General features: G+C 69.7%; 7 protein-coding genes. 1 reads left to right on the top strand and 6 read right to left on the bottom strand.

What is annotated here, in order from left to right; translation table 11 throughout:
* Positions 1 to 269 precede the first annotated feature (269 nt).
* The 4 genes from M3N57_11810 to otsB form a co-directional block, all read right to left on the bottom strand.
* The gene (locus tag M3N57_11810) at positions 270 to 1,415 is read right to left on the bottom strand and encodes a CoA transferase (GenBank protein ID MDP9023354.1); all 1,146 of its coding nucleotides are present in this window, start codon (positions 1,413 to 1,415) and stop codon (positions 270 to 272) included.
* Between the two features lie 101 nt (positions 1,416 to 1,516).
* The gene (locus tag M3N57_11815; GenBank protein ID MDP9023355.1) at positions 1,517 to 1,774 is read right to left on the bottom strand and encodes a hypothetical protein; all 258 of its coding nucleotides are present in this window, start codon (positions 1,772 to 1,774) and stop codon (positions 1,517 to 1,519) included.
* 38 nt (positions 1,775 to 1,812) lie between these two features.
* Positions 1,813 to 4,209 (bottom strand): glycoside hydrolase family 65 protein, encoded by a 2,397-nt coding sequence (locus M3N57_11820; GenBank protein MDP9023356.1) that lies wholly within the window; start codon positions 4,207 to 4,209, stop codon positions 1,813 to 1,815.
* Positions 4,206 to 5,762: a trehalose-phosphatase gene (gene otsB, locus M3N57_11825; protein ID MDP9023357.1), complete on the bottom strand. Its 1,557-nt coding sequence runs from the start codon at positions 5,760 to 5,762 to the stop codon at positions 4,206 to 4,208. Before otsB ends, M3N57_11820 begins: the two co-directional genes overlap by 4 nt.
* Before the next feature lie 262 nt (positions 5,763 to 6,024).
* Here otsB and M3N57_11830 point away from each other — a divergent pair, with 262 nt between their 5' ends.
* The gene (locus M3N57_11830) at positions 6,025 to 6,396 is read left to right on the top strand and encodes a c-type cytochrome (protein MDP9023358.1); all 372 of its coding nucleotides are present in this window, start codon (positions 6,025 to 6,027) and stop codon (positions 6,394 to 6,396) included.
* A 22-nt stretch (positions 6,397 to 6,418) separates the two neighbouring features.
* Here the strand turns inward: M3N57_11830 and M3N57_11835 are convergent, their stop codons facing one another.
* Both M3N57_11835 and M3N57_11840 read right to left on the bottom strand, forming a co-directional pair.
* Positions 6,419 to 7,408 (bottom strand): UbiA family prenyltransferase, encoded by a 990-nt coding sequence (locus M3N57_11835; protein MDP9023359.1) that lies wholly within the window; start codon positions 7,406 to 7,408, stop codon positions 6,419 to 6,421.
* Positions 7,405 to 8,103 (bottom strand): hypothetical protein (locus tag M3N57_11840; GenBank protein MDP9023360.1); only part of this gene is annotated, 699 nt, incomplete at its 5' end. The genes M3N57_11835 and M3N57_11840, both read right to left, overlap by 4 nt.

An 8,103-nucleotide genomic window follows, 5' to 3' on the forward strand; every position in this document is an offset into this window, starting at 1 on the left:
GTCCTGACGTCGCCATACACGTTCGAAGTCGCAGCGACGCCCCGATCATCTTCGTCGACGGCGACCCGAAGAAGGTCGACGTCACCGCCGACGCCGTCCCCGACGCCGTTCACGTCAGCTGGGACGAGTTGTCGTCACAGCTGCGCTGATCGTTCGTTCGCGCTGTACGCCTGCGCGATGGCCGGTCAGCCGCACGTCCGAAGCGAGCGACGGCGGGCGCAAGCCGTGGGAAGCAGTCAGACCGCACTCGGCGTCGTCGAGGCCCGCCCTCAGCGTCGGGGGGCCCGCGCGAGCAGATCGGCGAGGAGCGTCGAGCCTTCGCCGAGGACCTCGGCCATGACCTCGCCGGTGTGCTCACCGAGGTCCGGAGCCGGTCGCGGCGTTCCGCCGGCGCGCAACGGCCCCCGCACGACCCGGTACGGCGCGCCGTCCATCGCGACGTCGGCCACGATCCCGCGGTCGCGGACGTAGGGGGCGTCCAGCGCTGCGAGGACGGTGTTGACCGGTGCGCTCGGCACGCCGACCGCTTGCAGGCGGCTGAGGGCCTCGTCCCTGGTCAGGGTCGCGAGCTGGCGTGCGACCGCTTCGTCGACCTGCTGACGTGCGGCAGCCCGCTGCTCGTTGCTGCGCAGGTCGTCGCGGCTGGCGACGCTGTCCAGGTCGAGCGCTCGACACAGCAGCGGCCAGAACTTGTCGCCGATGACGGCCACGGTGATCCATCCGTCCGCTGTGGGGTACGCCCCGTACGGGACGACCGAGTGGTGCCCGGAACCCACCCGCGGCGGTTCGTCGCCGGTTACGGCAGCGGCCGTCGCGACGTAGGACAGCAGCGTCATCGCCGCATCCAGGAGCGGTACCTCGACGTGTCGCCCGCGACCGTCGCGGAGTCGAGCCGCGTACCCGGCGGTCGCGCCGAGCGCAGCCCACAGACCGGTCGCCAGGTCACCGACGGGCACGCCGGCACGCACCGGTGGTCTGCCGGGTTCACCGGTGACGGACATGATCCCGCTCTCCGCCTGGACGGTCAGATCGAGCGCCGGGGACGACGCACGCTCGGAGTCGCGCGCGTAGCCCGAGACGGTGACCACGGTCAGCTGGGGGTGGGCCTGGTGCAGGGTGCCGGGATCGCAGCCGAGGTCTCGCGCCGCGTCGGGACGGAAGTTCTCCACCACGATGTCCGCGGTCGCCAGCAACGCGTCCAGCGCTGCCCGGCCCGATGAGTCTGCGAGGTCCAGCACCACGCCCCGCTTCCCGGTGTTGAGCGCCGAGAAGTACAGCGATCGTCCGTCGACGTACGGGCCGATCCCCCGAGCTGCGTCACCGCGGGGGTGCTCGACCTTGATCACGTCCGCACCCATCTCGGCCAGGACCTGTGCGGCGAACGGACCGGCCAGGACCCGGGACAGATCCACCACCCGGACGCCGGTCAGCAACCCTTGCCTACGCGCGGGCGCGCCGGTGGCCTGACCGTCTCGGCGATCGTGAACAACGGGTCCACGGCCGCGATCTCGTCGCGTCACGCGCTCGACTCGTCCTGCCGGAGTGGCACGGCGGTGAAGTCCTTGCGGACCGTGGCGCCTTCGACGTCCTGCGCCAGTTCGATGACCGCTTCCAGCTGTGGCCGGACGTGCTCCGCGGGGACGGTGAACCCGCACTCGTTGCAGCGCAGCGCCGGGACCTCGTCGGCGAGCACACGACCGGTGGGGACGGGGATCTCGAACCGGGCGCGCACGTAGTCGGTTGTCGCGCCGCAGCGAGGGCAGTCGGGTGCCATGGCCACATCATGGCCGCCGCGGCACGACCGGTCCACCGCTACAGGTCGAACTGCAGGACAGTGCCGGCCTCCAAGTCGTGGAGCTCACCGTTGATCCCGATGGGGATGGCCGGCGCGCCGGTCTGGCGGCTGGCGACCCGCAGTCGCTCGGGCGTGATCGTGACCTCCAGGCGGTGACCGCGGTAGTGCAGCGTGAACGCCAGCCGCGACAGCTCCTTGGGCAGCGCCGGGTCGAACCACAACGCGTCCTCGCGCGTCACGAACCCGCCGTACGCCCGCTGGGCCAGGTCGACCGTCCCCGCCATCGCCCCGAGGTGGATGCCCTCGGCAGTTGTGCCTCCCTGGATATCAGAGATGTCGCTGTCGAGCGCCTCCAGGAAGAGATCCCACGATCGCGCCCGGTCGCGGCGGGCGAGGACCCACGAGTGCACCACGCGGCTGAGGGTTGAGCCGTGCGTCGTGCGTCGCAGGTAGTACTCGACGTTCCGACTGATCAGATCATCGTCGAAGGGATAGTCCAGCCGATCGAAGAGCTCGCGCAGGTTCTGTTCCGACAGCAGGAAGAACAGCATCAGCACGTCGGCTTGCTTCGAGACCCGGTAGCGGTTGGCGGTGTCGCCCTCGGCCTCGAGTATGCGGTCCACGCGCTGGATGTCGCCGTATCGCTCCAGGTAGTCCTCGCGGTCGAACTCCTCCAACTTCTCGTAGCCTTCGAACTGGCTGATGATGCCGTCGCCGTGGAAGGGGATCTTCATCTTCCGCGAGATCTCCTCCCAGTGGTCGACCTCCTCCCGTCTCAGACCGAGGTTCTCGCGCATCTCCGATTCGTCCGGCGGGGCGAGGATCTCCAACAGCTCCATGGCGCGCAGCAGCACCCACACCGTCATAACGTTGGTGTAGGCGTTGTTGTCGATACCCGGCTCGTCGCGGTCGGGGTAGCCCTCGTGGAACTCGTCGGGGCCCATCACGCCACGGATCTCGAAGCGGTCGAGCCCCCGGTTGTAGGTCGCCAGGCTGGCGAGCAGGCGCGCGATCTCGATGATCAGCTCAGCGCCGTAGAAGCGCAGGAACTCGAGGTCCCCCGTGACCTCCCAGTACTGCCACGCGTTGTAGGCCACCGCGATGTTGATGTGCCGCTGCAGGCGGGTGGGGTCGGGCACCCATCGTCCCGAGCGAGGGTTCAGGTGCAGGCGTTGGGCTTCCTCCCGGCCGTTGCTCCCGCTCGTCCAGGGGAACATCGCGCCGTCGTACCCGGCGCGCTTCGCCGACCAACGTGCCTCCGGCAGGCGCCGGTGCCGGTACTGCAGGAGCGCCCGGGTCAGTGCCGGCAGGCGCAGGCTGATGAACGGGAACACGAACAGCTCGTCCCAGAAGATGTGCCCGCGGTAGGCCTCGCCGTGCAGGCCACGTGCGGGGGCGCCCACATCGAGGTCGATGATGTGCGGTGACGCCGTCTGCAGCAGGTGGAACACGTGCAGGTGCAGGATGCGCTGGGCGGGTTCCTCGCCGTTGTCCATCGCGATGGCGAACCGGTCCCACAGGTGGTCCCACGCGAGCACGTGGGGGTCGAGCAGTGACTCGAAGTCGCCGGCGCGCTGTACCCACTTGCGCGCTTCCAGGGCCGGTTCGGAGATGGCACGGTCGCGGGAGGTGAACAGCGCCACGACCTTGTCGAGGGTGACCTCCTGGCCCGGGCGTACGTCGACCGTCAGGTCGTGACCGATGTAGCCGTCGGGTTCTGTCACCACCTGCCGGTCGGCCGCCAGCGCCCCGTCCGGGGACCACATCCGGTTGCGTGCCGCTTCTGCGACGTAGATGCGCGACTGGTTGGTCTGGACCAGCAGTTCCACGATGTCGTCGCCGACCTGGTCCATCGCGACGACGTCGAGGTGGCGGTCGGCGAGCTGCCGGTAGCGCTCCACTCCGGTGTTCCGGACGCGGCCGTCGAGGCCCGAGCGCACGGTCAGCGTCCCCGACCAGTTGCCGGGCACGAACGTCGACTCGAGCGCTGCCAGATGCTGGTCGTCCATGTGCACCAGCCGGCGCTGCGACAGGGTCGTCTCGCGGCCAGCGTCGTCGCGGAACTTGACGGTGCGTACGAGGACCGCGCGGCGCATGTCGAGCTCCTGGCGGAACGACAGGACCTCGACGTCGCGCAGGTCGAACCAGTTCCCGTCATCGATGCGGAAGGTGACCGACAGCCAGTTGGGCTGGTTGACGATGCTCTCGTTCTCGATGGTGCGGCCAGCCACGTCGGACGTCAGCCGGTTGTAGATCCCGGCGGCGTAGGTCCCCGGGTAGTGCACCTCGTCCGCCCGCGCCTCGGGCGCCGCGCCGCGGGTGGCGAAGTATCCGTTCCCCAGCGTGCACAACGCCTCCCGCGTTGGTTCCCTGCCCGGGTCGAACTGGTCGTAGACGAGGCTCCACCGGCTCACTGGGTGTCCTCCAGCCGGTCGGCGAGCTGCTGCAGGAAGGTGCGCACCTCCTCGGGATCGCGCAACGCGTAGTCCGCCGCGGTCGGGCGCTGGTCGTCCTCGCCGCGGACCACCAGAGCCAGGCCGCCGTCGCGGAGCTCCCGGAAGGCGTCCTCGTCGGTGACGTCGTCGCCGACGTACAACGGGACGACGTCGTCGCGGTCGAGGTCGAGTTCCTCCAGCAGCCACCGCAGAGCACGGCCCTTGTCCCAGTCCATGTCCGGTCGCAGCTCGAAGATGCGCTTGCCTCCGGTCTTGCGCAGCTGCGGCTGGTCGGTGACGACCGCGTCCACCGCCGCCTCGACCTCTTCCACGCCCTCGTCGGACACCTGCCGGTAGTGCACCGCGACCGCGAAACCCTTGCGCTCGACGACCGCGCCGTCGATGCCGCTCAGACGCCCGCGCAGATCCTGCTCGGCGGCGTCCAGCGCTGGGAGGAACTCGCGCCCGTGCTGGTGGCGCTCACCGTGGGGGGTCAGGGTCTCGAACCCGTGGCTGCCCGCGTAGTGCAGCTCGTCCAACCCGACCATGTCCCGAACATCGTCCAGGTCGCGGCCACTGACCACCGCGACGAAGCAGCGGCGCGCCAGCCGCCGGATCGCCGCCCGGGTCTCTTCCTGCAACGTGGCGTTCGCGGGTTCCTCCACGATCGGCGTGAGCGTCCCGTCGTAGTCGAGGAACACCGCCGGTTCGCGGCCCTCGAGCGCCGCCTCCACGTCTTGTGGGCGGTCGACTGCCAGAGGTAGCTCGCCGATCGCCACCCGCTCGTCGTCGTCTCGCACCACGCCCACCTCCTGCAGGTCGTCCACTACCACGTCGGCTCCGTGCGCCTTCAGTTCCGCCCGTTGGTCACCACGGTTGACCCCGATCACCAGGGCGAAACCGCCCCGGCGCCCCGCCTCCACGCCGGCCTGAGCGTCCTCCACCACGGCGGCCCGACCGGGTTCGACGCCTAGGCGTCGAGCAGCCTCCAAGAAGATCGCGGGGTCGGGTTTGCCGGCCAGGCCCAGCTGCATCGCGTCGGTCCCGTCGACTTGCACCTCGAACAGCTCACGGACGCCCGCCGAGTCCAGCACCTGCGTGGCGTTGCGGCTCGATGAGATGACGGCGGCACGCACCCCTGCCCGTTGCAGCTCACGGATCAGCTCGACGGTGGAGTCGTAGCGCTCCGCGCCGTGTTCTTCGAGCAGGTCGAGGAACACCCGGTTCTTGCGGTTGCCGATCCCGCACACGGTCTCGCGCTCGGGCGGATCGTCCGGGTCGCCGTACGGCAGCTGGATGTTGCGCGACTCCAGGAAACTGGCGACACCGTCGTAGCGGGGCTTGCCGTCGACGTCGCGCAGGTAGTCCTCGTCCGTGAACGGCTCGAAGGGCTCTCCGCGCCGCTCGGCGACCTCGCGTAGGTGCGCGTCGAACGTGCGTTTCCACGCGGCGATGTGCAGGCCCGTGGACTCGGTCACGACGCCATCCATGTCGAAGATGACGGCGTCGATCCGTTCCGGTGAGATCAGCATCGCTGTCCGGTCGCCTCGTCTGCCTCGGAAACGTACGCGCGCGAACGCTAGTGCAGTTGCCTGCCACAGGAACCGACTAGCGGACGAACCGAGCAGGTGCCGTCGCGACCCTTCAGACGTGGCGATGTGGCGCGGACGGTGGCAGGGTGGTCGACTGTCCGACGTGATCCGCAGGATGTGACCCACGGCGAGCCGAGGCGCGATGCTCGTCGGGTTGCGGGCCACGACGGACGTGAGGGACTCGTCGAACCGCGAGGTGGCTATGCGGGGAGCACTGATCCGGGTGGTGGCTGGCGTTGCGCTGCTGGGCGGCGTGCTCGCCAGCTGCGAGGCTGTCCGCGCCGAGGATGAGACGGTGCAGCAGGGCCGTGAGCTGATCACCCAGCACGGCTGCGGCACGTGTCACGCCATCCCCGGTGTGCGGGGCGCCAACGGCCTCGTCGGACCGCCGCTGACCAAGTACCACTGGCGGGTGTGGGTCGCCGGTCAGCGTGACATGCCCAACACCATCGACAACACGACCCGTTGGATCGTTGACCCGCTGCGACACGATCCCAGCACCGACATGCCGGACTTGGGCGTGTCGGAGGCAGACGCCCGCAAGATCGCTGAGTACCTCGACTCGTTGCGGTGAGCTCGCGACCGTAGGGCGACCGTCAACCCTTGTAGCCGATCACGGCCTCGTCCGGTCGTGACCTCAACACCAGCCAGTTGCTGGCGAAGAGGACCGTGATCGTGGCGGCGAAGAGGCCGCGTTCCGCGTCGGTCGCGCCCCGTCCGCCCAGCGCCAGCCACCCCAGCACCAGCAGTAGCAAGCCGTTGCCCAGCTGCGCTCCCAGGCCGATCGCGACCTGCTCGGAGCGGGCATCGCCGGCGCGCCACAACGTGTGCAGCATCGCCGCGATCGCGGCGACGAAACCCTCGAGGACGATGCCCAGCAGCAGCGCGGGGCGGAGCGCCAGGACCAGCATCACGTTGCCGGCCACCAGCGCCGTGAAGCTGACGACGCACGTCGCGGACTTCCCGAAACGCAGCAGCAACGTGGGTTTGCCGTACCGGGCGTCGCCCTCCCGGTCGCGGAAGTCCTTGAGGGTGATCCGGGCGAGGAACAACGCGTACAGGGCCGCGGCGAGGAGCGCCTCGTCGCCACGGATCCCGTCGGCGCCCGCCACGACCAGCCCGAGAGAGAAGGGCATCACCACGTAGGCGACGGCGAGGGCCAGCGGCGCCAGGTAGGTCCGGTAGGACAAGCGGATCGGACCGATCGAGTACACGTAACCGACCAGCAGGGACGCCACCACGATGGCCGACGCGGCGCGACCCACGACAGCTGCCGACAGCAGCGCCACCGTCGCTCCGACGGCGTGGACCGCCACCAGGTCGCCGACCGTGGCTGCGCCGGTGACCAGGGGCCTGCCACGGTCGCGTGGGTGGTTGACGAGGTCGATGTCGCGGTCGGCGATGTCGTTGACGGTCGTGGCGGCGACGTAGGTCCCGGCCAGGGCCAACGCCGCCCACGCGTACCGCGCATCGAGGGACGCCAGCCCGTCGAACGACGCCGCCCCCAGCAGTAGGAAGGTCCAGATCATCGCCGCGACGCGGTAGCGGAGCATGTCGAGGGACAGTCGCGCGTACCGGGCGATCACTTCGGGATCACCACCTTCAGCGGCCACAGAGCGGTGAGGACGAGCACGTAGACGACCCACAGCACGTGGTAGAGCACCAGCACGTACAGACCGAGCCAGAAGAAGCTGACGAGGACGGCAGCGTCGCCGACCACACGCGCCCGGTCGGCGGCTGACCCCATGGCGCCCACAGCCAGTGCCGTCGCGCCAGCCAACACCACCGCGACGGCGAGGGACGCTGCTGAGGAGAACACCCACCCGAGGTAGCTGCCCCCAGCCAGGACGGGGATGAGAAGCGCCACCCCGACACCGGAACCGGTGGCTCCGAGGATCACGGCGGCGATCAGGATCGTCTTCTGGCGCCGCGTCAACCGCTGCGTCCGGTGTCGCAGAAGATCCTTCTCCACCCGGCGACGTGCCCGCAGGTAGATCAGGATGTACGCACCTGCGTACAGCGCCAGGATCGTCGCCGCGGTCAGCACCGCGCCGTCCACCCGCTCGATGGGGAAGAACGACTCGAGCGTTGTCCGCTGGCTCAGCTCGTACAGCCCCCACGGAGCGAGGCCGAACTTGGCGACGACCACCAGCGCGTTGTACGCCACCGCCAGCACCCCGACACGCGCCGGCAGGTCCAGGTCCCACCGGACGACCACGTAGACGGCGCCGGTGGTGGCCACCGAGATCACCAGGCCGGCCCCCAGGAGCAGGGGTAGCGG

This window comes from Actinomycetota bacterium, assembly GCA_030776725.1.
In the GTDB taxonomy this organism is placed as follows: domain Bacteria; phylum Actinomycetota; class Nitriliruptoria; order Nitriliruptorales; family JAHWKO01; genus JAHWKW01.

Bases quoted from the DNA above. Each gene is read 5' to 3' on its own strand.
- M3N57_11830 (MDP9023358.1), top strand. From the start codon at position 6,025: ATGCGGGGAGCACTGATCCGGGTGGTGGCTGGCGTTGCGCTGCTGGGC.
- M3N57_11815 (MDP9023355.1), bottom strand. From the start codon at position 1,774: ATGGCACCCGACTGCCCTCGCTGCGGCGCGACAACCGACTACGTGCGC.
- otsB (MDP9023357.1), bottom strand. From the start codon at position 5,762: ATGCTGATCTCACCGGAACGGATCGACGCCGTCATCTTCGACATGGAT.